General features: G+C 61.1%; 21 protein-coding genes. 14 read left to right on the forward strand and 7 right to left on the reverse strand.

The genetic code is table 11. The annotated features are described in order from the left end of the window. Window positions 1-64: 64 nt before the first annotated feature. Window positions 65-1,123, forward strand: a complete 1,059-nt coding sequence (gene hrcA, locus GZH79_RS08910) for a heat-inducible transcriptional repressor HrcA (protein WP_211643428.1) — start codon at window positions 65-67, stop codon at window positions 1,121-1,123. Window positions 1,124-1,133: 10 nt separating this feature from the next. Further along, complete coding sequence (locus GZH79_RS08915) at window positions 1,134-1,685, forward strand: nucleotide exchange factor GrpE (RefSeq protein ID WP_211643429.1); 552 nt, start codon at window positions 1,134-1,136, stop codon at window positions 1,683-1,685. A gap of 37 nt (window positions 1,686-1,722) precedes the next feature. Here the strand turns inward: GZH79_RS08915 and mutS are convergent, their stop codons facing one another. Further along, complete coding sequence (mutS, locus tag GZH79_RS08920) at window positions 1,723-4,359, reverse strand: DNA mismatch repair protein MutS (RefSeq protein WP_249219049.1); 2,637 nt, start codon at window positions 4,357-4,359, stop codon at window positions 1,723-1,725. Window positions 4,360-4,471: 112 nt separating this feature from the next. Here mutS and GZH79_RS08925 point away from each other — a divergent pair, with 112 nt between their 5' ends. Continuing rightward, window positions 4,472-6,721: an NADP-dependent malic enzyme gene (locus GZH79_RS08925; protein ID WP_211643430.1), complete on the forward strand. Its 2,250-nt coding sequence runs from the start codon at window positions 4,472-4,474 to the stop codon at window positions 6,719-6,721. Continuing rightward, window positions 6,721-7,593 (forward strand): ribokinase, encoded by an 873-nt coding sequence (locus tag GZH79_RS08930; RefSeq protein WP_211643431.1) that lies wholly within the window; start codon window positions 6,721-6,723, stop codon window positions 7,591-7,593. Before GZH79_RS08925 ends, GZH79_RS08930 begins: the two co-directional genes overlap by 1 nt. On the opposite strand, the gene msrA is transcribed toward GZH79_RS08930, so the two are convergent. Then, window positions 7,590-8,225 carry a peptide-methionine (S)-S-oxide reductase MsrA gene (gene msrA, locus GZH79_RS08935; RefSeq protein ID WP_211643432.1) on the reverse strand — a complete coding sequence of 212 codons (636 nt, stop codon included), beginning with the start codon at window positions 8,223-8,225 and terminating at the stop codon, window positions 7,590-7,592. The genes GZH79_RS08930 and msrA overlap by 4 nt on opposite strands. A gap of 136 nt (window positions 8,226-8,361) precedes the next feature. Between msrA and GZH79_RS08940 the strand changes: the two genes are divergently transcribed. Both GZH79_RS08940 and GZH79_RS08945 read left to right on the forward strand, forming a co-directional pair. Further along, window positions 8,362-9,261 (forward strand): D-amino acid aminotransferase, encoded by a 900-nt coding sequence (locus GZH79_RS08940; RefSeq protein WP_211643433.1) that lies wholly within the window; start codon window positions 8,362-8,364, stop codon window positions 9,259-9,261. Further along, entirely contained in the window at window positions 9,258-9,971 is a 714-nt protein-coding gene (locus tag GZH79_RS08945; RefSeq protein ID WP_211643434.1) for an HAD family hydrolase, read from the forward strand. The genes GZH79_RS08940 and GZH79_RS08945 overlap by 4 nt, the downstream gene beginning before the upstream one ends. Window positions 9,972-10,168: 197 nt before the next feature. Here the strand turns inward: GZH79_RS08945 and GZH79_RS08950 are convergent, their stop codons facing one another. Both GZH79_RS08950 and GZH79_RS08955 read right to left on the reverse strand, forming a co-directional pair. Next, complete coding sequence (locus tag GZH79_RS08950) at window positions 10,169-11,389, reverse strand: argininosuccinate synthase (protein ID WP_211643435.1); 1,221 nt, start codon at window positions 11,387-11,389, stop codon at window positions 10,169-10,171. A gap of 82 nt (window positions 11,390-11,471) precedes the next feature. Then, the gene (locus tag GZH79_RS08955) at window positions 11,472-11,921 is read right to left on the reverse strand and encodes an NUDIX hydrolase (RefSeq protein WP_211643436.1); all 450 of its coding nucleotides are present in this window, start codon (window positions 11,919-11,921) and stop codon (window positions 11,472-11,474) included. A gap of 76 nt (window positions 11,922-11,997) precedes the next feature. Here GZH79_RS08955 and GZH79_RS08960 point away from each other — a divergent pair, with 76 nt between their 5' ends. The 7 genes from GZH79_RS08960 to GZH79_RS08990 all read left to right on the forward strand — a co-directional run bounded on the left by GZH79_RS08960 (window position 11,998) and on the right by GZH79_RS08990 (window position 20,223). Beyond that, window positions 11,998-12,999 carry an Hsp33 family molecular chaperone HslO gene (locus tag GZH79_RS08960; protein WP_211643437.1) on the forward strand — a complete coding sequence of 334 codons (1,002 nt, stop codon included), beginning with the start codon at window positions 11,998-12,000 and terminating at the stop codon, window positions 12,997-12,999. Next, window positions 12,986-13,582, forward strand: coding sequence for a CoA pyrophosphatase (locus tag GZH79_RS08965; RefSeq protein WP_211643438.1), 597 nt, complete (start codon window positions 12,986-12,988; stop codon window positions 13,580-13,582). Before GZH79_RS08960 ends, GZH79_RS08965 begins: the two co-directional genes overlap by 14 nt. After that, complete coding sequence (locus GZH79_RS08970; RefSeq protein WP_211643439.1) at window positions 13,579-14,724, forward strand: CCA tRNA nucleotidyltransferase; 1,146 nt, start codon at window positions 13,579-13,581, stop codon at window positions 14,722-14,724. The genes GZH79_RS08965 and GZH79_RS08970 overlap by 4 nt, the downstream gene beginning before the upstream one ends. A gap of 53 nt (window positions 14,725-14,777) precedes the next feature. Next, a complete protein-coding gene (locus GZH79_RS08975; RefSeq protein ID WP_211643440.1) occupies window positions 14,778-16,610 on the forward strand; it encodes an ABC transporter ATP-binding protein in 1,833 nt (610 codons plus the stop codon). Continuing rightward, window positions 16,607-18,439, forward strand: a complete 1,833-nt coding sequence (locus tag GZH79_RS08980) for an ABC transporter ATP-binding protein (protein WP_211643441.1) — start codon at window positions 16,607-16,609, stop codon at window positions 18,437-18,439. Before GZH79_RS08975 ends, GZH79_RS08980 begins: the two co-directional genes overlap by 4 nt. Beyond that, window positions 18,436-19,632, forward strand: a complete 1,197-nt coding sequence (locus tag GZH79_RS08985; RefSeq protein ID WP_211643442.1) for an RsmD family RNA methyltransferase — start codon at window positions 18,436-18,438, stop codon at window positions 19,630-19,632. Before GZH79_RS08980 ends, GZH79_RS08985 begins: the two co-directional genes overlap by 4 nt. Window positions 19,633-19,719: 87 nt before the next feature. After that, window positions 19,720-20,223 (forward strand): L,D-transpeptidase family protein, encoded by a 504-nt coding sequence (locus GZH79_RS08990; RefSeq protein ID WP_211643443.1) that lies wholly within the window; start codon window positions 19,720-19,722, stop codon window positions 20,221-20,223. Here the strand turns inward: GZH79_RS08990 and GZH79_RS08995 are convergent. After that, window positions 20,220-20,792, reverse strand: a complete 573-nt coding sequence (locus tag GZH79_RS08995) for a CAP domain-containing protein (protein ID WP_211643444.1) — start codon at window positions 20,790-20,792, stop codon at window positions 20,220-20,222. The two genes, GZH79_RS08990 and GZH79_RS08995, sit on opposite strands and share 4 nt — an antisense overlap. Window positions 20,793-20,954: 162 nt before the next feature. On the opposite strand from GZH79_RS08995, the gene GZH79_RS09000 reads away from it, so the two are divergent. Continuing rightward, window positions 20,955-21,542 carry a L,D-transpeptidase gene (locus GZH79_RS09000; protein WP_211643445.1) on the forward strand — a complete coding sequence of 196 codons (588 nt, stop codon included), beginning with the start codon at window positions 20,955-20,957 and terminating at the stop codon, window positions 21,540-21,542. Window positions 21,543-21,583: 41 nt separating this feature from the next. Here GZH79_RS09000 and GZH79_RS09005 read toward each other — a convergent pair whose 3' ends face one another. Continuing rightward, window positions 21,584-22,741, reverse strand: coding sequence for an MFS transporter (locus GZH79_RS09005; RefSeq protein WP_211643446.1), 1,158 nt, complete (start codon window positions 22,739-22,741; stop codon window positions 21,584-21,586). 66 nt (window positions 22,742-22,807) lie between these two features. Further along, window positions 22,808-23,884, reverse strand: a complete 1,077-nt coding sequence (hemH, locus tag GZH79_RS09010) for a ferrochelatase (protein WP_211643447.1) — start codon at window positions 23,882-23,884, stop codon at window positions 22,808-22,810. Between the last annotated feature and the right edge of the window lie 20 nt (window positions 23,885-23,904).

Raw genomic sequence — 23,904 nt, forward strand, 5'->3', positions numbered from 1 at the left:
GTCCCATGTCGATATTCCAAGTCCCGTTGACGCCCCCGTGCCCTTTGGCCAGAGTAACAACGCCATGACCCATGTACCGCCACGCTTCGATGACATGAATGCCCGCTCGCGCGAGGTGTTTCGCCGCATCGTCGAAGGTTACCTTGAAACCGGCACACCCGTCGGGTCGCGCACCCTGTCGCGTGAAATGTCCGATCCGGTCAGCCCTGCGACAATTCGCAACGTCATGAACGATCTGGAATATCTGGGCCTGCTGGGCAGCCCGCATGTCAGCGCGGGCCGTGTGCCGACGCAGATCGGCCTGCGCATGTTCGTCGACGGCTTGCTAGAGGTGAACGACCTGTCGGACCCTGATCGCAACCTGATCGACCAGACCTTGACCGACGACGATACCGATGTCAGCGCCGTGCTTGACCGCGTTGGGTCCGCGCTGTCCGGTGTCACACAGGTCGCATCGCTTGTCCTGACCCCAAAACACGAAGCCCCGATCAAACACATCGAATTCGTGTCGCTGTCCAACACCCGCGCGCTGGTGGTGCTGGTCTTTGCCGATGGTCACGTTGAAAATCGGCTATTTACCCCGCCACCGGGGCAAACCCCGTCATCCATGCGTGAGGCGGCGAATTTCCTGAACGCCATCGCCGAAGGCCAGACCCTTTCGCGCCTAGGGGCGGTGATCGAACGTGAAATCGCGGCCCGTCGTCAGGAAATTGACAAGCTGGCCGCAGAACTGGTGCAGTCCGGTGCGGTGATCTGGGAAAACGAAGGTGAAAACAACGAACGCCTGATCGTGCGTGGCCGTGGCAATCTGCTGGGGGACGATACCGGCGATATCGACCTTATCCGTAACCTGTTCGACGATCTGGAACGCAAACGTGATATCGCGCAGTTTCTCGAACTGGCTGATGATGCCGAAGGCGTGCGGATTTTTATCGGGTCCGAAAACAAACTTTTCTCACTTTCGGGTTCCTCTCTGGTGGTTTCTCCTTATATGAACGCCGACCGTAAGATCATCGGCGCCGTGGGCGTCATTGGTCCGACAAGACTGAATTACGGGCGCATTGTGCCCATCGTGAACTATACCGCGCAGCGCGTCGGCAAGATGATCGCCGACCGCTCCTGAAGGAATTGATATGGCCGACCAAGACGAACCGATGAGCCTTGATGAACTCGCCGCCGAAGGCGACGAACTGGACGCGCAGGGTGATGAAACGCTGGCGCGGATCGCGGACATCGAAGCAGAGCGTGACGAATTCCGCGACAAGTGGATGCGGGCGCTGGCCGATGCGGAAAACACCCGCAAACGGGCCGACCGTGACCGGCGCGAGGCTGAAAATTACGGCGGATCAAAACTCGCCCGTGATCTGCTGCCGGTTTACGACAACCTGCGCCGCGCGCTGAAATCGACCGCCGATGCTGAAAAGGCGGTGAACGCATCACTGTTGGAAGGTGTCGAACTGACGATGCGCGAATTGATTTCCGTCTTCAAAAAGCACGGAATCGATCCGATCACACCCGAAGTCGGCGACAAATTCGATCCAAACCTGCATCAGGCAATGTTCGAAGCACCACTGCCCGGCACCAAGGCTGGAGAGATCATCGATGTCTCGACCGAGGGTTTCCTGCTGCACGACCGTCTGCTGCGCCCCGCGCAGGTCGGCGTGTCGTCGACGCAGGCGAGCTGAACTTTTTTACAGTTGAAACGACAACAAGGGACGACGCTCAGGCGTCGTCCTTTTGCGTCAGATCTTTTAACTCGTAGATCAGCGCCAATGCTTCGCGCGCCGTCAGATCGTCCGGATGCACGTTGCGCAGACGGTCAGTCAGCGCCGATTGTTTCACGGGTGCCGGGGCAGGGGGCGGGGTCGCCGCAAATAATGGCAGGTCGTCGATCATCGCCTTGCGCGCACTGCCGCCTTCACGTTCGCCTTTTTCCAGCGCTTCCAGCACCACCTTTGCACGGGCGATGACAGCGGGTGGCAGACCGGCCAGACGCGCGACCTGCACGCCATAGCTGCGATCGGCGGTGCCCTTCTTGACCTCGTGCAGGAAAATGACATCGCCATCCCATTCCTTGACGCTGACGGTTGCATTGTCGACGCCTGCCAGTTTGGCGGACAGGCTGCTCATCTCGTGGTAATGGGTGGCGAACAGTGCGCGGCAGCGATTGACGTCGTGCAGATGTTCCAACGTGGCCCAGGCGATAGACAACCCGTCATAGGTTGCGGTGCCGCGTCCGATTTCGTCCAGAATCACAAGTGCCCGGTCGTCCGCTTGATTCAGGATCGCGGCGGTTTCCACCATTTCCACCATGAACGTCGACCGTCCCCGCGCCAGATCGTCCGATGCCCCGACACGGCTGAAAATCTGGCTGACGATCCCGATATGCGCATCCTCTGCCGGTACGAACGCGCCCATCTGGGCCAAAACAGCGATCAATGCGTTCTGTCGCAGGAATGTCGATTTACCCGCCATGTTCGGGCCGGTCAGCAACCAGATCGGCGTATCGGTCAAATCGCACCCGTTGGCGACAAACGGTTGACCTGCGCGTGACAATGCGGCTTCGACCACAGGATGACGGCCGCCTGTGATGTTAAAGGTGCGGCTGTCGTCGATCTGCGGTCGGACCCAGCCTTCTTGTCGCGCCAAATGGGCCAGGCCCGCCGCCAGATCACATTCGGCAAGGGCGCGGGACAGTTGCCCCAGCGGCCCCTGCTCGGCCAAAACAGACTCCGATAGATCGGAATACAGCCGCTTTTCAATCTCCAGTGCTTCTGACCCGGCATTCAGGATGCGGCTTTCAATCTCGTTCAGTTCGACGGTCGTGAACCGCACCTGATTGGCCGTGGTTTGGCGATGGATGAACGTATCCGACAGGGGCGGTGCCAGCATCCGTTCCGCATGGGTGGCGGTGACTTCGATGAAATAGCCCAACACGTTGTTATGCTTGATCTTCAGCGCGTTGATTCCGGTGCGTTGGATGAAATCCGCCTGCATTGATGCAATGACGCCGCGTCCTTCGTCCCGCAGATGTCGTGCGGAATCCAGATCGCTGTCGTAACCTGCCGCTATGAAACCGCCGTCGCGCGCCAGTAATGGCGGATCAGCGACCAGTGCAGCATCCAGCAGATCGTGCACCGTATCATGGCCTGTCAGCGCGGCTTGCGCGTCCGCCAGCAGCTTGGGCAAATCGCCCCGGTTCAGCACCTGATACAGCCTGTCCGCATGTTCGATCGTGTTGCGGATGGCGGCCAGATCACGCGGGCCACCCCGATCCAGCGCCAACCGTGACAAAGCCCGGTCCAGATCATGCACGCCGCGCAGATGGTCGCGGATATCTTCGGTCAGGGTGGGATCAACGTACAGGGCTGCGACGGCATCCTGCCGCGCAGTGATCACGTCCAACTGCCGCGACGGTGCGCTTAGCCTGCGTTCCAGTAGCCGCGCACCTGCGGCTGTTACCGTCCGGTCGACAGCATCCAGAAGCGACCCGGCGCGCCCCCCCGCCATCGCGTGTGTCAGTTCCAGCGAACGACGTGTCGCGGCGTCGATCTGCATCAGCGCAGCACGGCTTTCCAGCACGGGCGGGCGCAACAGCGGCAATTGCCCTTTTTGGGTAATTTCCAGATAGGCGGTGATGCCGGCCAATGCGGCGACTTCTGCCCGGCCAAAGCTGCCGAATGCGTCCAGCGATCCGATATGAAACAGATCGCACAGTCGCTTTTCGCCCACGGTGCTGTCGAATGCGGCGCGGCCCAGTTCTGTCAGGCTGGCGCCGGCGTCTTCGATCAGGTCGCGGAAATCGGCAGCGTCACCGTCCGCCAGCAGCACTTCTTTTGGGGCGAGCCTTGCCAGTTCTGGGGCAAGTGCCACGCGCGGGCACGCCATGACACGCAACACGCCAGTGGAAATATCGACCCACGCCAGCGCCACGTCGTCGCGCACCCGTGCGATGGCCGCCAGAAAATTGTGACGCCGGGCATCCAGCAATGAATCTTCGGTCAATGTGCCGGGGGTGACCAAGCGCACCACATCGCGTTTCACGACTGATTTATGGCCGCGCTTCTTTGCCTCTGCGGGACTTTCCATCTGTTCACAGACGGCAACGCGAAATCCCTTGCGGATCAGGGTCAAAAGATAGCTTTCGGCACTATGCACAGGGACACCGCACATCGGAATATCCGCGCCGTCGTGCTTGCCACGCTTCGTCAGCGCAATGTCCAATGCGGCTGCGGCCTGCACCGCGTCGTCAAAGAACATCTCGTAAAAATCGCCCATCCGGTAGAACAGGATCGCGTCTTGATACTGGACCTTCAGGTCCAGATATTGCGCCATCATCGGTGTGACTGTGTCGGTCATTGCTTCCCCCGGTCTGCTGGCCGGGTCTAGCACCCGCCGCCTGCATGGAAAACCCGCGCTTGAGCCAATCGTGCGACCCCGCTACCAAAGGCATTCAGGCAAGGGGGACCATATGGCCAAAGTGACCAGAGAAGACGCGCTTGCGTTTCATTCGCAGCCTTCACCGGGCAAATGGGAAATCAACGCCACCGTGCCGATGACCACGCAACGCGACCTAAGCCTTGCGTATTCGCCCGGCGTCGCCATCCCCTGCGAAGAAATCGCACGCGATCCCGCCTTGTCGTATGATTATACCAACCGGGGCAATCTGGTCGCCGTGATTTCCAACGGCACGGCGGTTCTGGGGCTGGGCAACCTTGGGGCGCTTGCATCCAAACCCGTGATGGAAGGTAAATCCGTCCTGTTCAAACGCTTTGCTGACGTGAATTCCATCGATCTGGAACTGGATACCGAAGACGCCGACGCGTTCTGCAATGCGGTGCGGCTGATGGGCCCCAGCTTTGGCGGTATCAATCTTGAAGACATCAAGGCGCCAGAATGTTTCATCATCGAACAGCGCCTGAAAGAGGAAATGGACATCCCGGTGTTCCACGACGACCAGCACGGCACCGCCGTGATCTGTGCGGCCGGTCTGCTGAACGCGCTGCACCTGTCCGACAAAAAGATCGAAGACGTCCGTATCGTGCTGAACGGGGCAGGAGCTGCCGGGATCGCCTGTCTGGAACTGCTCAAGGCGATGGGCGCACGACATGACAACTGCATCATGTGCGACACAAAAGGCGTGATCTATCAGGGCCGGACCGACGGCATGAACCAGTGGAAATCGGCCCATGCCGCGACCACCGACGCCCGCACCCTGACCGATGCGATGAAAGGGGCCGATGTTTTCCTTGGCGTGTCGGCCAAAGGGGCGGTGACACCCGCGATGGTCGAAAGCATGGCACCGAACCCGGTGATTTTCGCCATGGCGAACCCCGATCCCGAAATCACCCCGGAAGAGGCGCACGCCGTCCGCAGCGATGCCATCGTCGCCACCGGGCGGAGCGATTACCCCAACCAGATCAACAACGTGCTGTGCTTTCCCTATCTGTTTCGGGGGGCGCTGGATATTCACGCCCGCGCCATCAATGATGAAATGAAAATTGCATGCGCCCATGCGCTTGCCGCCATGGCGCGTGAAGACGTGCCTGACGAAGTCGCCGCCGCATACGGCAAGAAACTGACGTTTGGGCGCGATTACATCATCCCCACGCCGTTTGATCCGCGTCTGATCCACCGCATCCCGCCTGCCGTGGCCAAGGCGGGCATGGACACAGGCGTTGCGCGGCGTCCGATCATCGACATGGGTGGTTACACCGCTGCCCTGACCGCCCGCATGGACCCGACCGCCAATATCCTGCGCAGCCTGCATAACCGCGCGCGTGCCGCCCAATCGACAATTGTATTTGCCGAAGGTGACGATCCCCGCGTCCTGCGTGCGGCCATCGCTTATCAGCGGCAAGGTCTGGGTAAGGCGCTGGTTGTTGGCCGCACCGGTGATGTCGAAGCGTTGTTGCGCGCCGAACGGCTGGACGATGCCGTTGGCGAACTGACCGTCGTGAACGCGGCGAATACTGAACATCTGGAAACCTATAAGGGCTTTCTTTACGAACGCCTGCAACGTCAGGGTCATGACCGGCAAGACGTACACCGTCTTGCCGCACGTGACCGCCATGTCTTTGCCGCACTGATGCTGGCGCATGGTCATGCCGACGGCATGGTGACGGGTGCGACCCGTAAATCCGCGCAGGTGCTGGAACTGATCGGCCATGTGTTCGATGCCCGTCCGCATCATGGGGCCGTCGGCGTGACCGCGCTGTTGGCGCGGGGGCGGATCGTGCTGGTTGCTGATACGCTGGTGCATGAATGGCCCGACGAAAATGATCTGGCCGATATCGCCACCCGCGGGGCAGAGGTCGCGCGCGGCTTTGGGCTGGACCCACGCGTCGCGTTTTGCAGCTTTTCGACATTCGGCTATCCGGTGTCCGAACGCGCTGAAAAGATGCACCGCGCGCCCGATATTCTGGACCAGCGCGGCGTCGATTTCGAATACGAAGGCGAAATGACCGTCGATGTTGCGCTGAACCCGTCGGCGGCTGCGCATTATCCATTCAGCCGACTGACCGGACCTGCCAACGTTTTGGTCGTGCCGGCCCGCCATTCCGCCAGTATCAGCGTGAAACTGATGCAGGAAATGGGGGGCGCGACTGTGATCGGTCCAATCCTTGCAGGTGTCGGCAAACCGGTGCAGATCTGTTCCACCGTGTCTTCGGTCAACGATATCCTCAACATGGCGGTGATCGCCGCCGGAAAGGTCGCCTGATGGCTATCTGGAACCTTGGATCGATCAATATCGATCAGGTCTACGCGGTGCCACACATGCCCGCCCCCGGTGAAACCCTGTCCGCCACGGATCACGCGGAATTTCTGGGCGGCAAGGGCACCAATATGTCCGTCGCCTGTGCGCGTGCGGGCGCGACCGTCCACCATATCGGTGCAGTGGGGGACGACGGCGAATGGTGCGTCGATCGCCTGATGGAATACGGCGTCGACACGCGGTTCATCGCCCGTGCCGATGTGGATACGACGCAGGCCGTGATCCTTGTTGATAAGGACGGCGAAAACACGATCGTCCTGTCCCCCGGCGCGAACGAGGTCATCCCCCACGCCATCCTGCAAGAAGCGCTGTCAGAAGCGCAAACCGGCGACTGGCTGCTGATTCAAAACGAAACCAACCTGCAACGCACCGCCGCCGAACTGGGGCGCAAGATGGGCCTGCGCGTGGCCTACGCAGCCGCACCTTTTGACGCGGACCGCGTGCAGGCCGTGTTGCCGTCCATCGACCTGTTGTTTCTGAACGCGGTCGAGGCCAGACAATTGCGCGACGCCACCGGCAAGAAACCCTATGATCTGGGAATCCGCGATGTCGTGGTGACGTTGGGGGCGGACGGCGCCGATTGGTTCGGACCGATGGGACCCCAGCATTTCGACGCGATCCCGGTCGATGCCGTCGATACCACCGGGGCAGGCGATACATTCACAGGATACGTGCTGGCTGGTCTGGATCGGGGTCAGCCGATGGGACAGGCCATCGGGGTGGCGATGCGGGCCGGGGCGCTGATGGTTCAGCGCCACGGCACCGCAGACGTGATCCCGGACCTGAAAGAGGTCCAGGACATGATCCTGCCGGATTAATTGATGAACGGTGCGTCGTTGCCCCAGATCTGGGCAACGCGCTGATCGCGTCCACAGCGATCGCGGTAATATTTGTAGGCGCCTTCCTGCGTCTTGACCCCGCCACGGGTCAGCTTGAGCCCTTCGGATTTATAGTAGTCCTGATGGTAATCTTCGGCCATGTAGAACGGGGCAGCCTGCACCACGGGCGTGACGATCTGGCGTCCCAGCTCTTGCTGGGCTGCGTTGACGGCGGCAGTGGCGGTATTTGCCTGTTCCTGCGTCTGCACGAAAATCGCGGTGCGGTAGCTGTCGCCACGGTCACAGAACTGGCCCCCGGCATCCAGCGGGTCGATGGACCGCAGGAAAAGATCCATGATTTCACGGTAGCTGATGACGCTAGGATCAAACGGAATCCGCACGGCTTCGTAGTGGCCGGTATCGCCGCCCGTCACCTGCCGATAGGTCGGGTTGGTGGTGGTGCCGCCAGTATAGCCCGACACCACATCACCGACGCCTGCGACGCTTTCGAAATCGGCTTCGACGCACCAAAAACAGCCCCCCGCAACGATGGCTGTCTGGGTTTGCTGGGCCGTAGCCGCATTGCCAAATCCAATCGCAAGGATGGCTGCGGCGATCAATTTCTTTTTCATCTGTCACTCCTCCGGGTTCCAGACCTATGTGGGATAAGGCATGATTCCGATCAAACGCCGTGATGCGGTCTCACGGGGTCGTTACCGCATATCGGGCCGCGGATCGGATTTTACTAAACCAACGCAAGGAATACGCATGGCCGAAGTTTCGACCCACCAGTCCGCAGAGGACGCGCGCAACGAAAACATCCTGATCTGGGTTGATGGCGAACTGAAACCGCGCGCACAGGCCGTGGTCAGTGTCTATGACAGCGGATTCATGCTGGGCGATGGCGTTTGGGAAGGTTTGCGTCTGTATGACGGGCGCTGGGCGTTTCTGGATGAACACCTTGATCGTCTGTTCGAAGCGGCCAAGGCCATCGACCTTGATATCGGGATGGACCGTGACGGCGTGAAACAGGCGCTGGAACAGACCCGCGCCGCCAACGACATGACCAGCGATGCCCACGCCCGACTGATGGTGACGCGGGGGGTCAAGACGCGTCCGTTCCAGCACCCGTCGCTGTCACGTCAGGGACCGACGATGGTGATCATCATGGAACATTCGAAACCGTCGATCCCGCGTCCCATCAATCTGGCGACCGTGCCGCACCAGCGCGGGCTGCCGATGACCCAAGACCCCAAGCTGAACAGCCATTCCAAACTGAATTGCATTCTGGCTTGTATCGCCGCGCAAAAGGCAGGCGCCGACGAAGCCCTGATGCTGGATGTGCATGGCTTTGTGAACACGACCAACGCCTGCAATTTCTTCATCGTGCGCAAAGGTACCGTTTGGACCAGCACTGGCGATTACTGCATGAACGGCATCACCCGGCAAAAGGTGATCGACGTCTGCCGCGCCGATGGAATCCCGGTGTTCGAGCGGAATTATTCACTGGTCGATACCTATGGCGCCGACGAGGCTTTTCTGACCGGCACATTCGGCGCGCAAACCCCCGTCGGCACGATTGATGGACGCCAGATCGGCAATGGTGATCTGGGGCCGATGACCCTGCGCATCCGTTCGCTTTACAAGGCGCTGGTGGACGCGGCATGAAAATCGCGATGTGGTCGGGGCCGCGCAACCTGTCGACGGCGATGATGTATGCCTTTGGTGCGCGCGGCGATTTCGCGGTCTGGGACGAACCGTTCTATGCGGCCTATCTGGCGCGCACCGGGGCCGACCACCCGATGCGCGATGCCATCATCGCAGCCCATGACACCGATCCGGATGCCATTGCTGCGCGCTGTGCAGGGCCGATCCCGACCGGAAAACCGCATTTTTACATGAAACACATGCCGCATCATATGGACGGGATGCCGCTGGATTGGGCGGCCGATTGCGTCAACGTCCACCTGATCCGTCATCCCGCCCGCGTCATCGCCAGCTACGGGGCCAAACGGGACAGCGTGACCGACGACGACATCGGTTTTGCCGCACAGGCGGCGCTATTTGACCGGATCGGCGGGCTTGTCATCGACAGTGCCGATATCCGCGATGATCCTGACGGCATGTTGCGCACCTTGTGTGCCGCCATCGGCCTGCCGTTCGACGGTGACATGCTGTCATGGCCGGCAGGTGGGCACCCGGATGATGGCGTCTGGGCCGCGCATTGGTATGGTGCGATCCACAACAGCACCGGGTTCGCCGGACCCGAAGGCCCGATGCCGCCGCTGATGGATGATGCCGCCGATCTGGCCCGGCGTGCCCTGCCGCATTACGACCGGCTTTATGCCCAGCGCCTGCAAAAACGGGCCGACAGCTGAAACTCTGTCCTTCGGTGTGACGTGTATCTGCCTGTAACCCGCTTTCGTTGCGGTCCTGTCAGCAGGTTTTGCAACGTATCTGTGTTTGCGACATCCGGGCGGATAACCAGTTTTCTGTTGAACAGTGCCTTTCGCCCGGCGTTCACGAGTATCCTGTTACACCCGCCCCGGTTTACCGGGGCGGGCTGTTGTCTGGGTCAAGAGGACAGACGCCGTTTGCGCGCGGCCAACAGTTTCAGGCGCAGCGCGTTCAGTTGGATGAACCCCTGCGCGTCGGTCTGGTCATAGGCACCGGCGTCGTCTTCGAACGTGACGTGTGCTTCGGAATACAGCGACGCATCGGACCAACGGGCCACGGTGGATGCGGACCCCTTATACAGTTTCACGCGGACGGTGCCCTGCACGTGTTCCTGGCTTTTGTCGATCAGCGCCTGCAGCATTTCGCGTTCGGGGCTGAACCAGAACCCGTTGTAGATCAGTTCGGCATAACGCGGCATGATGCTGTCTTTCAGGTGGCCTGCGCCTGAATCCAGTGTGATCTGTTCGATGCCGCGGTGCGCTTCCAGCAGGATGGTGCCGCCGGGCGTTTCATAAATGCCGCGTGATTTCATACCGACGAAACGGTTTTCCACCAGATCAAGCCGTCCGACACCGTGCTTGCCGCCCAGTTCGTTCAGCTTTGTCAAGATCGTGGCGGGCGACATCGCTTCGCCGTTGATCGCAACCGCATCGCCGCGTTCGAACGTGATTTCCACCATCTCGGGCGTATCGGGCGCATCTTCGGGTGCGACGGTGCGCTGATAGACGTATTCAGGCGCTTCCTGTGCGGGGTCTTCCAGCACCTTGCCTTCGGATGATGTGTGCAACAGGTTTGCGTCGACGCTGAACGGTGCTTCGCCGCGCTTGTCCTTGGCCACGGGAATCTGGTGCTGTTCGGCGAATTCCAAAAGCTTTGTGCGGCTGGTCAGGTCCCATTCACGCCAGGGCGCGATGACCTTGATGTCGGGGTTCAGCGCATAGGCCGCGATTTCAAACCGTACTTGATCGTTGCCTTTGCCGGTGGCGCCGTGGGCCACGGCATCGGCACCTTCGGCTGCGGCAATTTCCACCAGACGCTTGGAAATCAGCGGCCGCGCGATGGATGTGCCCAGCAGATACAGACCTTCGTATTCGGCGTTGGCGCGGAACATCGGGAACACAAAGTCGCGCACGAATTCTTCGCGCAGATCTTCGATATAGATGCTGGAAGCACCCATATCCTCTGCCTTTTTGCGCGCGGGTTCCAGTTCTTCGCCCTGACCCAGATCAGCGGTAAAGGTGACCACCTCGCAACCATATTCGGTCTTGAGCCATTTGAGGATGATGGACGTGTCCAGACCACCGGAATAGGCGAGGACGACTTTCTTGGGCGCGGTCATGGCATGGGCCTTTGCAACGGTTCAGATTGTTCGCCGCGATACTGCGTTTCCTGATGCGGGGCAAGGTTTCGCCGGGATGTGGTCAGACCATATCCTGCAGAATCAGCGCGGTCAGAAACGCCCGGTCGCCTTCGTTTGCCAGCATTCCTGCGGCGTCCTGCGGGCTGACCCAGATGGCGGTGTGGTTCGGCTCTGACGGCTGGCCCAGCTTCAGCACCGGGCGGGCCAGATAGATGTGGCACAGTTTTTCGGCATGTCGCTTGTATTCCGGCATCCATGTGAAACGCCGGAACGCGCCCAGACGGCGGGGTGCGGCGATGCGCCAGCCAGTTTCTTCGAACACCTCGCGGTGCAGGGCCCGAATGGCGCCTTCGCCCGGATCGATGCCACCGCCCGGCAGTTGCAGTTCGTTATGTGGGTCGCCCTGCCACGTCACCAGCACCATGCCGTCCCGCGGCAAAATGGCATAAGCGCCCGGGCGCAGGCCGTATGTGACTCCTGTGCGTGCGGGTGTGCCATATCTACGGATCATCTTTGCCCCCTTGGACCATCGCTTGCCGTCCCTATATGGACCCGGTATGCCGATTCCGCACATGTTAGGAAAGCCCATGACCTTAGGCTCTCAGATTGCCTGGGACGATACCGTCCTGCCGTTCACGCTTGACGCCTCTGATATCCGGGGCCGCGTCGCGCGGCTGGACGGCGTATTGGACGACGTGCTGAAGCAGCACGACTATCCGCCCGTGATCGAAGCACTGGTTGCAGAAATGGCCTTGCTGACCGCATTGATCGGCCAGACCATGAAGCTGCGCTGGAAACTGTCCCTGCAAGTGCGGTCGTCAGGTGCGGCACGTTTGATCGCAACCGATTACTATGGCCCGACCGAAGACGGCCAGCCTGCAAGGATGCGCGCCTATGCGGGATACGATGCCGATTTGCTGGATGCCGACGCCGACCCGTTTTCGCAGGTGGGTGACGGCTATTTCGCCATTCTGATCGATCAGGGCAGCGGCACGACGCCTTATCAGGGGATCACCCCGCTGAGCGGGACGAATCTGTCTGCCTGTGCGGAAACCTATTTCGCGCAATCCGAACAGATCCCGACCCGTTTTGCGCTGTCCTACGGTCTGAACCAGAACGCGGGCGATGATGGCGCGCGCTGGCGCGCCGGTGGCGTCATGCTGCAGCACATGCCGAAATCGTCCCCTTTTGCGGGCGATGAAGGCGGCAGTGGCGAAAACGGCCTGCTCGCGGCAGAGGATATCCTGAACGAAGACGAAGGCGAAAACTGGCGCCGCGCCAATCTGTTGCTGGATACTGTCGATGACATCGAACTGATCGGTCCCACCGTTCAGCCCACCGATCTGTTGGTGCGCCTGTTCCATGAAGAAGCGCCGCGTGTCTATGACGCGCAGCCGATCACCTTTGGCTGCACCTGTTCGGCGGAACGTGTCCGGCAAAGCCTGTCGATCTATTCGGCCAAGGATATCGGCACCATGACAACCGACGACAACACGGTGACGGCAGATTGCCAATTCTGCGGCGCCCATTATGAATTTGCGCCGGAAACCCTTGGGTTCGAGGCTGAATCCTCTGATGGCGACGCCTGAACTGGAACAGCGTCTGCGGGCTGCGCTGGCCCGAACGGGGCGGCCATCCACCGACTACGACCTGAATCCCGAAGTCGTGGTTCAGGCTGGGCGCAAGTTGCGGCCCGCTGCGGTGCTGATCGCTGTACGTCCGGCCCGTGGCACGGTCATTCTGACGAAACGGTCCGCCGCATTGTTGCACCACCCCGGCCAAGTCGCCTTTCCAGGGGGGAAGGTGGACGCGGGCGACCGCGACACCACCGACGCGGCCCTGCGCGAAGCACAAGAGGAAATCGGCCTGCCCCGGTCCGCGGTGCGTATTCTGGGCCAGATGCCGACCCATGAAACCGTCACAGGGTTCGACATGACCCCTGTGATCGGTCTGGTCGATGGTGATTTTATCCCCCGCCCCGAAGCCGGCGAAGTGTCAGAAGTGTTCGAGGTGCCGCTGGCCCATGTGACCGACCCGTCACGTTTCATGATCCAAAGCCGCCGTTGGCAGGGGCGGCAACGCCATTATTACACAGTGCCGTTCGGACCCTATTACATCTGGGGTGCGACGGGCCGCATCCTGCGCGCGCTAGCCGACAGGATGTCCCCATGACGACACTCGATGCGCCCTGGCTACGAACGGATCGGTCGCGCGCGGTCTGCGCAATGCTGACCGATGCGGGCCATCAGGCGTGGTTCGTGGGAGGTTGCGTTCGCAATGCGTTGATCGGTGCGCCGGTCAGCGATCTGGATCTGACCACCGACGCGCGGCCCGACCGCGTTATGGAACTGGCGCAGGCGGCAGGGTTCAAGGTGGTGCCGACGGGCATCGCGCATGGCACCGTCACCGTCATCGCGGATGGCGAACCGTTCGAAATCACGACCTTTCGCCGCGATGTAGATACCGACGGGCGGCATGCCACGGTGGCCTTTGCCGACGATCTGGCTGACGATGCGGCGCGGCGCGATTTCACCATGAACGCGCTTTACGCTGCCCCCGACGGCACCATCGCGGACCCGCTGGGTGGTGTTCCCGATGCGCAGGCAGGCCGCGTGCGGTTCGTTGGCGATCCGCAATCGCGTATCCGCGAAGATTATCTGCGGATCTTACGGTTTTTCCGGTTCTTTGCGTGGTATGGCGATCCGGCACTTGGCATTGATGCCGACGGTCTGGCGGCCTGTGCGATGAATGCCGACGGGCTGGATGGGTTGTCATCCGAACGCGTCACGCAAGAGATGCTGAAACTGCTGTCTGCCCCTGATCCGGCCCCCGCCGTCGCCAGCATGGCGGCCAGCGGCGTGCTGGTGCGCGTTCTGACGGGTGCAGCGCAGGATGTGCTGACCGTGCTGGTCCATGTCGAACAGGACGCCGGTCTGAAACCTGATCCGTTGCGCCGTCTGGCAGCACTGGGCGGATCGCGGGATCGTCTGCGACTAAGCAAGGCACAGGCCACGCGGATCGACGCACTGACCTTCCCGGCTGCATCCGCAGGCGAAATGGGCTACCGCCTCGGTGCAACCATCGCCATCGACAAGCTGGCGATCCTTGCCGCGTCACTGGGGCAATTGCTGGACCCTGTCGATGTCGAACGGGCACGCATCGGCGCAGCGCAGACCCTGCCGGTCACTGCCGCCGATTTCATGCCAGAGCTGCAAGGTCCGGCGCTGGGCAAGGCATTGCAACAGGCAGAATCGCGCTGGATCTTGTCTGGCTTCACGTTAAGTCGGGCTGAACTGGTCCGCACCGGGGGTTGAAACCCGCCCGCAAGGGGCAGAAACCTTGCGCATTCAAACCTGTCAGGCTCGCCGTGTTCCGTTTCTTTGAACGCCTTGTCGATCCCTATACCCCGTATAAGGAAACCGACACACCGCCCCAGCGGCTGGTTCCGTTCCTGCGGGACTACGCCCGTCCGTTCAACGCGATGTTCGTGGTAACGGCCGTTCTGGCTGCTGCCGTCGCCGCGATAGAGGTCTGGCTGATCTACTATCTGGGCCGACTCGTTGATCTGCTGGATACCGGGCGCGACACCTTTTGGGACGCGCATGGCGTCGAACTGATCGCGGTGGCCGTGTTCATCCTGCTTTTGCGGCCCATCGTGCAGGGTGCGCAGGTGGCCCTGTTAAACAACACGATCCTGCCGAACTTTACCACGCTGGTCCGCTGGCGGGCGCACCGTCAGGTGCTGCGCCAATCCGTCGGCTGGTTCGAAAACGATTTCGCCGGGCGCGTCGCCAACCGGATCATGCAGACACCCCCCGCCGCCGGAGAGGCGATTTTTCAGGTGTTCGACGCCATTGCCTTTGCAATCGCCTATCTGATCGGCGCGGTGATCCTGCTGGGCAACAGCGATTCCCGACTGATCCTGCCGATGATGCTGTGGTTGATCCCCTATCTGTTTTTGTTGCGCTGGACGATCCGCCGCATCGGTCCCGCGTCCAAATCGGCATCCGATGCGCGATCTGTCGTCACGGGGCGCGTCGTCGATAGCTATACCAACATCCACTCGGTCAAGATGTTTGCCCACCACGACCGCGAAGTCGAATATGCAAAGCACGCCATCGAAAACGCCCGCACCACGTTCCAGCGCGAAATGCGGCTGTATTCGATCATGGACATCGCACTTTTGGTGTTGAACGGCGGCCTGATCGTCGGCGTCGTGGGCTATGCGATCTATCTGTGGCTGAACGGGCTAGCCAGCGGTGGCGTCGTTGCCGCCGCAACCGCACTGACCCTGCGCCTGAACGGCATGAGCGGCTGGATCATGTGGGCGGTATCAAACCTGTTCCAGAACCTTGGCGTTGTGGCCGAAGGTCTGGAAACCATCGGTCAGCGGGTGCAGTTGGTGGACAGCCCCGGTGCGGAGCCCCTGACCATCGTGCAAGGCGAAGTGCGTATCGACGGGTTAAGCCATCATTACGGGCGCGCCGCCGGGGGACTGGATCACATCAACCTGACCATTCCACCGGGGCAAAAGGTCGGTCTGGTCGGTGCATCCGGCGCGGGTAAATCCAGCCTGATCAAGCTGCTTTTGCGGTTCTACGATGCGGAACAGGGTCGCATTTTGATCGACGGGCAAGACATTCGCGATGTTACCCAAGACAGCCTGCGTCGCGCCATCGGGATGGTGCAGCAAGACAGCTCTCTTTTGCACAGGTCCGTGCGCGACAACATCGTGTATGGCCGCCCCGACGCAGACGAAAACGCGATGATCGCCGCTGCCCGTCAGGCAGCAGCACACGACTTTATCCTGACGCTCGAAGACAGCGAAGGGCGACGCGGCTATGACGCGTTGGTCGGTGAACGCGGGGTCAAACTGTCGGGTGGACAACGCCAGCGGATTGCGCTTGCGCGCGTGATCCTGAAGGACGCGCCGATCCTGATCTTGGACGAAGCCACAAGTGCGCTAGATTCAGAAGTCGAAGCGTCCATCCAGTCGTCACTGGTCACGATGATGCAGGGCAAGACGGTGATCGCCGTGGCGCACCGCCTGTCCACCATTGCCCGGATGGACCGGATCGTGGTCATTCATGACGGTCGCATCGTCGAAGACGGCACGCACGATAGCCTGCTGGCGCAGAACGGCCGCTACGCGCAGTTCTGGGCGCGGCAGTCGGGCGGATTTTTAGGGGACGACACATGAAACCCGAACGGATGATCAACGCGTTTGCAGCGGCGGATGGCCCGCCGCCCGATACGCTATTCGCCTTTTTGCGGTGGGCGCTGGCTGGCAGCGGTCGCGCGCTGGGCGCGGGGTCCGCGCTGTCCATTGCGGCGGGCGTGCTCGAAGTGATTTCTGCCTTGATCCTTGGCCGGGTGATCGACCGTGCACTGGCGTCCGAAACATCGGGTTTTTTCAGCAGCAACGCGCTTTTGCTGATCGCGGTCGTCGCGTTTTTCGTGCTGGCGCGCCCGATCACGCTGGGCCTGTCGGCGCTGTTGAACGTCGTGGTGATGGGGCCGGGGCTGTATACGCTGGTGCTGTCGCGGCTGCATCGACACACGCTGGGGCAGGCGGTCACGTTCTTTGACAACGATTTCGCGGGACGTATCAGCCAGAAACAGATGCAGGCCGCACGCGCCACGACCGACACGGCCGTCGATTTCATTCAGACGGTGCTGTATGCGCTGGCGTCTGTGATCGGGTCGGTGTTCCTGCTGACGTCTATCGACCTGTGGTCGTCGTTGATGCTGGCGGTCTGGATGCTGGCTTATGTGGGTCTGATTCGCGCATTCATGCCGAAAATCCGTGCGACGTCCAAATCGCGTGCGGCGACACGGGCGATGGTCAGCGGGCAGGTCGTGGACACCATCACGAACATCAAAACGGTCAAATTGTTCGCCCATGCCGACCACGAAGACCGCGCCGCCATCGGCGCGATGGACAAGTTCCGGGTCGCCTCGCTGTCTTATGGCTGGGTGAACGTCTGGTTCCGGCTGTGGCTGATGGCGCTGGCAGGCACGTTGCCTGTGTTGCTGGTGGGCATGACGCTGTTTTTGTGGACAAATGGCGCGGCCACGGCGGGCGATATCGCCATCGCGGGCACCATCGGGCTGCGTCTGTCACAAATGACCGGCTGGGTCAGTTTCACCCTGATGCAAATGTATGGCAACGTCGGAGAGATCGAGGACGCAATCCAGACCCTGTCACCGCCGCATACCCTGTCCGACAGGTCCGGCGCCGCCCCGTTGCGTCTGACCGACGGAACCGTGACGCTGGACGGTGTGACCTTTACCTATGGCGGGGGGCAGGGCGGATTGCGCGATGTCAGCCTGCACATCGCCGGTGGTGAAAAGCTGGGGATCGTCGGCGCATCGGGGGCCGGTAAATCGACGCTCGTGGCTTTGCTGTTGCGGCTTTATGATCCTGAAAAGGGGCGCATCCTGATCGACGGTCAGGATCTGCGCGATGTAACACAGGAAAGCCTGCGCCGCGAAATCGGAATGGTCACGCAGGAAACGTCCATGTTCAATCGATCCGCCCGCGACAACATCCGCTACGGCAATCCGCAGGCCAGCGACGATGCGCTGGATGCCGCGTCCGAACGGGCAGAGGCGGCAGGTTTCATCCCCGGTCTGCGCGATCATGCCGGGCGCACGGGATACGACGCCTACTTGGGTGAACGCGGCGTGAAATTGTCCGGCGGTCAGCGGCAACGCATCGCCATCGCCCGCGCGATCCTGAAGGACGCGCCGATCCTCATTTTGGACGAAGCGACCAGCGCGCTGGATTCAGAGGTAGAGGCATCGATCCAGTCAGCGCTGGATCAGGTGATGGATGGCAAGACAGTCATCGCGATTGCGCACCGCTTGTCGACCCTGCGCCAGATGGACCGGATTATCGTGCTGGAAGACGGCGCAATCGTCGAACAGGGCACACATGACACACTATTGGCTGAAAACGGGCTTTACGCGCGCTACTGGAACCGGCAATCGGGTGGCTTCCTGTCGCTAAAGGACGCCGCCGAATGAAAATCACTGCGATGACGCATCTGGGCCTTGGCCGGGCAGAGGATGGCACGCTGATCCCTCGCACCTTGCCGGGTGAGGATGTGACCCTGCGCGATGATGGCACCGCACAAATTCTGGTGCCTTCTGCTGATCGCGTGGCGCCCCCATGTCGTCATTTCAAAACATGCGGCGGCTGCGCGTTGCAGCATGCCTCTGACAGCTATGTCGCGGGGTTTAAGCAAGGCATCGTCGAACGCGCACTGTCCGCACATGGGCTGACGCCGCCGTTCCGGCCCCTGCACACATCGCCGCCGCAATCACGTCGCCGTGCGAAATTCGCCGGACGTCGCACAAAAAAAGGCGCGATGGTGGGGTTCCATGCGCGCGCGTCCGATGTGCTTGTCGCAGTGCCGGATTGCCAGTTGGTGACGCCCGCGCTGGTATCCGCGATCCCGATGCTGGAAAACCTGACCGTCATCGCCGCATCCCGGCGCGGTGAAATTGCGCTGACCGTGACCGACAGCCAGAACGGTCTGGATGTGCTGATCGACACGGAACAGCCGCTGACCGATCAGTTGCGGCTGGATCTTGCGGTGTTTGCGCAGTCCCATGGGTTGGCGCGGCTGACGTGGAACGATGAAACCCTCGTCACGATCAATGCGCCGTCGCAGCCGTTCGGTCCTGCGACCGTGACCCCGCCCCCCGGTGCCTTTCTTCAGGCGACCCGCGACGGAGAGGACGCGCTGCGCACCGCCGTGCAGCAGATTGTTGCCGATTCCGCGCGCATCGTCGATCTGTTCGCGGGATCGGGCACATTTGCCCTGCCCATGGCCGCCACGGCAGAGGTTCTGGCAGTCGAAGGCGACGCTGCAATGATGACTGCGCTGGATCGCGGCTGGCGCGAAGCGCGCGGGCTGAAACGCGTCACGACCCAGACCCGCGACCTGTTCCGCAGACCGCTGGAACCCGATGAATTCAAAGGCTTCGACGCCGTTGTGCTGGATCCGCCCCGCGCTGGTGCTGCGGCACAGGTGGCGACCTTGGGGGCCAGCGGGATCGGACGCGTGGCGATGGTGTCGTGCAATCCGGTCACCTTTGCCCGCGACGTCGCCGCGCTGACAGCCGACGGATTTACGCTGGACTGGGTGCAGGTCGTGGACCAGTTCCGCTGGTCACCTCACGCAGAAGTGGTGGCGCAGCTGACACGTGGCTGACGCATCGCCACCAAACCGCTAGCGGCAATCCCGGCAGTCATGTAGCCTGCACCCGACCGGCGCAGACCGGAAATTTGGGGACGAGCCATGACACTGACACGCCGCTTTGCAATTCTGGGCGCGCTTGGGGCATTCCTATCGGCCTGTGCCGGTAAGCCTGCCCGCTTCCTGACATACGACGGCCCGCCGGTAACGCGGATTCAGGTGTTCAAGACACAGCGCATCATCCAGTTGCTGCACAAGAATCAGCTTTTGAAGCAATATAATATGGAAATGGGTTTCACGCCCGACGGTCACAAGGTTTTTGAAGGCGACGGGCGCACGCCCGAAGGTGCGTATCTGATCGACCGCCGAAACCCCAACAGCCGGTTTCATCTGTCGTTGGGGATTTCCTATCCCAATTCACGCGATATCGCGGCGGCGCGCGCCTTGGGCAAGGAGCCGGGTGGTGACATTTTCATTCACGGCACGCCGCAAAACTACCTTGGTGAAAAAGACTGGACATGGGGCTGCATCGCCGTGACCAACGCAGAGATGGAAGAAATCTATGCGATGGTCAGCAAGGGCACCCAGATCTTTATCTACCCTTAACGTGTGATGGCGGGGGTAAAGCCTGCCATCGTCTGGATCGGCGCCTGAAACTGCGGGTCCGTGCCCATCGTCATCGACCACCACAGTTTGCCTGCGGCCTCTTGTGACCATGCCAGCCCCATGCGGCGGGCGGCGGGGTCCAGAACAACGCGGCGCGTGTCATCCTGTTTCATCCACGCAGCCAGCGTTTCCAGCTCTGTTTCATAGGATTCAGAGATGTTTTCGCCCAGCACGCGCCCCCGGAATCCCGCAATCCGCGCGCGGTCCAGTGGTGACGATCCGTCTGACCCAAAAAGCCAGGGGCGGTTCTGTGCCTGCATGTCGCGGGCATGGGTCGCCGACGCTGCGGTCAACTGCGGATCAAGCTGCACCGCGGGCACGCCGGCGGCGGCGCGCAGGGTGTTGACGCTATCCAGCATGCGGAACTGGATATCATCCTCGTCACCGGGGTTGATGGTGTAAATCTGCGGCAGGGGCAGCCCGTCCGGGCCGATTCGTCCGCGCGGCGTGCTGGCGCAGGCAGTCAGGGTCATTGCGGCGAACCCGGTCAGTAAAAGACGTCGATGCATGTGGAAATCCTATGAACTAGGCGCAGTCTTAGCCTAGCTGGCGATGCGTTTCAAACACGCGTGGGCAAAGGATTGCCCAATGCACGCAAGTTTGAATTGTTTGATGGATACGCCCAGATTAAGCGAGACAAAAGAAGAATGAAGATTGAGGTGGAAAAGAACATGAAACAGCCGTTTTTGACCCGTCGCGCCATGCTGGCCACTGGTGCCGCCGCACTTGCGACACCCGCACTGGCCCAAAGCAACAGCACAGAGATGGAAGCGAACATTCGCGGCGGCAGCGCTGTGACGCGCAATGTCGCCAGTTTTCGGTCGCTGGACTGGCGACCCTATTTCGGCAGCCTGACCAACGGCGCGATCCTTGTCGATTTGCAAAGCCGCGCGCTTCATTATTGGAGCGCGGATGAAAGCGTCTACAAGCTGTATCCGACATCCGTGCCGCTGACCGATGACCTGACCCGCCGCGGCGAGACAGAGATCATCAAAAAGGTCGATGGTCCCGACTGGCGCCCGACCCCGTCGATGAAAGAACGTAATCCCGAATGGCCGGATTACATCGGCCCCGGCCCGGACAATCCGCTGGGCACCCACGCGCTGTGGCTGACGTGGCAGTATTACCGGATCCACGGCACTCACGACACGCGCAAGATCGGTCGCCGGTCGTCGAACGGCTGCATCGGTATGTATAACGAACATATCGCTGAACTGTTTGCCATGTCGCAGTTGGGCACGCAGGTTCTGGTCCTGTAAGCCATTCAGGTGGGGCCGTCACCGGCCCCGCCTGCATAACGCTATGCCGCGTGCTTTGGCGGTTCGACGGGTGCAAGCTTGTGCGACAGCGCCAGCGACAACAGCACCAGCGGCAGCGTCGCGCCCCAGACCCAACGCAACCCGGCATGTTCCGCGACGTATCCCAACAGCGGCGGTCCCAGCAGGAACGCAACAAAGCTGAACTGCGCCAGCGCCGCGACATTTAGTGAAGCAGGCCGGTCGCTGCGTTGCGCTGCGGCTGAGATTGCAAGCGGGAACAGGGTGGCCGTGCCGCCGCCGATCAATGCGAAACCTGCCAGCGCCACCAGCGGCGACGCGGCAAAGAACACACATACCACCCCCAGCGCCATCGCCACCTGCATGATGCGGGCGACGGGCACCGGACGAAATCGGTCGATCAGCCGGTCCGCAAAGAAACGCACAATCGCTTGGCTTAGCGCGACCGTCGCCACGGCCAAGCCACCGAACACCGCCGCCGTGTCAAAGCTGGACGACATGTAGATCGCGGACCAGTCCAGCGAACCACCTTCCAGCACCATGGCTGACAGGCACACGCCGACCAGAACCAGAATGGCCATCGTCGGTTTTGCGATCATCGGTGAATCCGTGGCGCTGTCCGTCCCGCGCTTTGGTGCGGGGGTAAAATCCCGCAACAACAGCCACAACGCGCCCCAGGCCAGCGGGATCACCAGCAGCATGTGGATCGCGGGCGGCACGTCCATCTGTGCCATCGCTGCCCCGAACAGCCCGGCCCCGAAAAATCCAAAGGACCAGAACGCATGGGCGCGGTTCATGATCCGGCGGCCAACCTGTGCTTCTGTCCGGTCGGCTTCGACGTTGATGATCACCTCTGTCAGCCCCAGCGTCAGACCGGCGGGGATCAGCAACAGAAACAGCGCGCCGGGACCGGGTGCCAGAATAGCGATGGCATACAGAACCGGCATCAGCGTCAGCGACGCGATCAGGGTCCGTTTGTGGCCAAACCGTTCAATGACAGGGCTGCCCAGCGTCAGCGCAATCAGGGTGCCGACCGACGCGCCGATCAGGGCCAACCCCAATGCGCCCTCTTGGACATTCATCGTCTCTTTGACGGCGGGAAGACGGGTAAAAAGCTGACCCAGACAAAAAGAATAGATCGCAAAGGCCGCAAAGACGCGGCGGTGCGCACTCAGGAACATCGGAACCTCTGGCCGGATGTTCCGGCAATTAACTGTTTCTAAACGGTTTCCTATCCGTAGATAAGATTACTGGTCGATCCAACCCGTCAAGTTACGGTCAATCACACCTGCCAGCGCGTGGATATGCGCCGGATCGGCATTGAGGCAAGGGATATATGTGAAATGTTCTCCGCCTGCCTCTTCAAAGCTTTCCTTGATCTCTTCGTTGATCTCTTCCAGCGTTTCAATGCAGTCGGCGGAAAACGCCGGCGCGCAGACGGCGATGTTCTTGACGCCTTCTTCTTCGGCCAGCCGGGCGACCTCTTTCACGGTATAGGGCTTCAGCCATTCTTCGGGACCGAACCGCGATTGGAACGTCGTCATGATCTGCGTGTCGTCCCAGCCCAGCCTTTCCTTCAGCAGGCGCGTCGTTTTCTGACACTGACAATGGTAGGGGTCGCCTTCGCGCAGGTAACGTTCCGGCACGCCATGGTAGCTGCAAATCAGCTTTTCCGGCTTTTTGTCCATCTTGGCATAGGCTGTTTCGATCGACTGGGCCAGCGCGTCGATATAGGCGGGATCTTCGTAATAGGGTTCAACGATCCGGGCGATGGGCTGCCATTTTTCTTTCATCAATGCGCGAAAGAACTGGTCGTTTGCGGTGGCGGACGTGGCCCCGGCGTAATGCGGATACAACGGGAAAAACAGAATCTTCTGGCATCCGGCCTCTGTCATCTCGCGGACTTTGGTCAGCGTCGACGGGTTCCCGTAGCGCATGCAGAAATCGACGTGGACACGGTCGCCATAACGCTTGTGCATCTCGTCACGGATTGCGGCGGTCTGATCCTTTGTGATCGTCAGTAGGGGCGATTCGTCGGCGTCCGTGTTCCAGATCGACCGATATGCCGCGCCAGACGTGAACGGACGTTTCGACAGGATCACCAGTTGCAGCAGCGGCTGCCAGATCCAGGCCGAATAATCGACGACGCGTTTGTCGGACAGGAATTCATTCAGATAGCGGCGCATCGACCAATAATCGGTGCCGTCAGGTGTCCCTAGGTTTGCCAGCAGGATGCCGACGCGCGCGGGTTCAATCGCTGGGTGATCCGCCGGGGCGTGTACAGGGCAGGTTGCGGGACGTGCTTCTGATTTTGCATCGAACATCGAAAACTTCCTCGGCGGCG

Source organism: Loktanella sp. SALINAS62, from assembly GCF_018263905.1.
Taxonomy (GTDB): domain Bacteria; phylum Pseudomonadota; class Alphaproteobacteria; order Rhodobacterales; family Rhodobacteraceae; genus Loktanella.

Excerpts from the sequence above, each read along its gene's own strand:
- GZH79_RS08940 (WP_211643433.1), top strand. The coding sequence starts at position 8,362 with ATGGCCGAAGTTTCGACCCACCAGTCCGCAGAGGACGCGCGCAACGAA.
- hemH (WP_211643447.1), bottom strand. The coding sequence starts at position 23,884 with ATGTTCGATGCAAAATCAGAAGCACGTCCCGCAACCTGCCCTGTACAC.
- GZH79_RS08955 (WP_211643436.1), bottom strand. The coding sequence starts at position 11,921 with ATGATCCGTAGATATGGCACACCCGCACGCACAGGAGTCACATACGGC.
- hrcA (WP_211643428.1), top strand. The coding sequence starts at position 65 with ATGACCCATGTACCGCCACGCTTCGATGACATGAATGCCCGCTCGCGC.
- GZH79_RS09005 (WP_211643446.1), bottom strand. The coding sequence starts at position 22,741 with ATGTTCCTGAGTGCGCACCGCCGCGTCTTTGCGGCCTTTGCGATCTAT.
- GZH79_RS08965 (WP_211643438.1), top strand. The coding sequence starts at position 12,986 with ATGGCGACGCCTGAACTGGAACAGCGTCTGCGGGCTGCGCTGGCCCGA.
- GZH79_RS08930 (WP_211643431.1), top strand. The coding sequence starts at position 6,721 with ATGGCTATCTGGAACCTTGGATCGATCAATATCGATCAGGTCTACGCG.
- GZH79_RS08945 (WP_211643434.1), top strand. The coding sequence starts at position 9,258 with ATGAAAATCGCGATGTGGTCGGGGCCGCGCAACCTGTCGACGGCGATG.
- GZH79_RS08925 (WP_211643430.1), top strand. The coding sequence starts at position 4,472 with ATGGCCAAAGTGACCAGAGAAGACGCGCTTGCGTTTCATTCGCAGCCT.
- GZH79_RS08970 (WP_211643439.1), top strand. The coding sequence starts at position 13,579 with ATGACGACACTCGATGCGCCCTGGCTACGAACGGATCGGTCGCGCGCG.
- GZH79_RS08960 (WP_211643437.1), top strand. The coding sequence starts at position 11,998 with ATGACCTTAGGCTCTCAGATTGCCTGGGACGATACCGTCCTGCCGTTC.
- GZH79_RS08980 (WP_211643441.1), top strand. The coding sequence starts at position 16,607 with ATGAAACCCGAACGGATGATCAACGCGTTTGCAGCGGCGGATGGCCCG.
- GZH79_RS08915 (WP_211643429.1), top strand. The coding sequence starts at position 1,134 with ATGGCCGACCAAGACGAACCGATGAGCCTTGATGAACTCGCCGCCGAA.
- mutS (WP_249219049.1), bottom strand. The coding sequence starts at position 4,359 with ATGACCGACACAGTCACACCGATGATGGCGCAATATCTGGACCTGAAG.
- GZH79_RS08990 (WP_211643443.1), top strand. The coding sequence starts at position 19,720 with ATGACACTGACACGCCGCTTTGCAATTCTGGGCGCGCTTGGGGCATTC.
- GZH79_RS08950 (WP_211643435.1), bottom strand. The coding sequence starts at position 11,389 with ATGACCGCGCCCAAGAAAGTCGTCCTCGCCTATTCCGGTGGTCTGGAC.
- GZH79_RS08985 (WP_211643442.1), top strand. The coding sequence starts at position 18,436 with ATGAAAATCACTGCGATGACGCATCTGGGCCTTGGCCGGGCAGAGGAT.
- GZH79_RS08995 (WP_211643444.1), bottom strand. The coding sequence starts at position 20,792 with ATGCATCGACGTCTTTTACTGACCGGGTTCGCCGCAATGACCCTGACT.
- GZH79_RS09000 (WP_211643445.1), top strand. The coding sequence starts at position 20,955 with ATGAAACAGCCGTTTTTGACCCGTCGCGCCATGCTGGCCACTGGTGCC.
- msrA (WP_211643432.1), bottom strand. The coding sequence starts at position 8,225 with ATGAAAAAGAAATTGATCGCCGCAGCCATCCTTGCGATTGGATTTGGC.